Raw genomic sequence first — 1,313 nt, forward strand, 5'->3', positions numbered from 1 at the left:
ACCCTGGCCCCCGACAAAATAGCAATGAAAACCCAAAACGGGTTGAGCCCGGTAACACTGCCGAGCACCCGAGGGGCAATACCATTTTCGACCAGCTGCTGCACGACCACGGCAGAAATTAGCATGGGGATGGCAATTTTGATGTCGCGTAGGGCCACCAGCAGCGTTACAACGATCACCCCAACGGTACCCCCAAAAGGCACTAAGGCCAGCAGCCCCACGGTGAGGCCAAACAGCGATCCAAAGGGCACGTTGAGCAGGCCAAAAATAATGGTCAGGGCGGTACCAAAGCAGCTAGCGACGATGAACTGCCCCAAAAAATAGTTGCGAAAGCTCTGCCGTAAGGTCTCTGAAAAAGGCTGCTGAAGGCGAGACGGCAGCAGGCTAACAACCCCTCCCCAGACTTCTTCGCCATGCTGGAGTAGGTAGAAGGTCAGCACTATGGTCAGCACCACGTCGAGCAGTTTATTGGCGGTAAACACTGCTACGTTAATGGTGAGATTGAGGGCTTCACCCGCGATCGACTGAATTTCGCGCTTAAGGCGATCGCTGGTGAGAGTAATAATGCCGTCAAAGTTGATCGGTAAGCCCCAGTCAGCTAGCTTGCCATCCAGCATCATGAGCTGGGTTTTGCCCGAGTCGAACCAGTCGGGCAGGCGCACCACCAGCTGTTGACCCTGGTCAATCACAAAGGGCAGCACAATAATAGCTAGCCCCGAAAACCCCACCAGCGCCAGCACCAGCACCAGCGTGGCGGCCAGACCACGCTTGAGACCGAGAGTTTCGAGACGACCCATGGGATAGCTGAGCAAAAATGCCAGCAGCCCAGCAATTAGCACCGTTACCAAAATAGAGCGAAAGTAGCCAAAGATAATGGACAGTGCCCACACGTTGAGCACTATCAGGGGGGTGGCCAGCAGCACCAGGATCGACTGGGCTATGGGGCTAAGTTTTTCCCACCAGCGGGCTAGCCAACTGGTGGTCACGGGCTCGTTGCCTGGTGCTACACCGTACTCCATAAATTTGCTTAATGTTGGCTTGGGTCAATTAGGGCGCGGCCTTTACGGCCACCTACAGCCTAAGGCAAAGTAGCAGATTTCAGCCTGGAGCGATCGCTCTTTTTTTGGCTCAATAGGTGTTTCAGGGAGGTGACCTGCAAGCAGATGATGTATTCGCTAGGCTGAACACTAAAGTGCACCTGCTCTGCGATCTCATGCTAACCCTGACACACCTTTTGGAAGAGGCCAAGTGCTACGACAGCGTTCGGACGTTGCGCTGGCCCGACGGCGTTATCCGGTGTCCGAAGTGCGGCT

The 1,313-nt window shown here is 55.1% G+C and carries 2 protein-coding genes; one reads left to right on the forward strand and one right to left on the reverse strand.

Annotated features, from left to right (window positions below; all coding sequences use genetic code 11):
• Positions 1 to 986: AI-2E family transporter (locus IQ273_RS33200; RefSeq protein ID WP_313898349.1), on the reverse strand; the 986-nt coding region annotated here is incomplete at its 3' end.
• Between the two features lie 227 nt (positions 987 to 1,213).
• On the opposite strand from IQ273_RS33200, the gene IQ273_RS36285 reads away from it, so the two are divergent.
• A partial coding sequence (locus IQ273_RS36285) for a transposase (protein WP_194021068.1) occupies positions 1,214 to 1,313 on the forward strand: 100 nt, incomplete at its 3' end.

This window comes from Nodosilinea sp. LEGE 07298, from assembly GCF_015207265.1.
Classification (GTDB): Bacteria; Cyanobacteriota; Cyanobacteriia; order Phormidesmidales; family Phormidesmidaceae; genus Nodosilinea.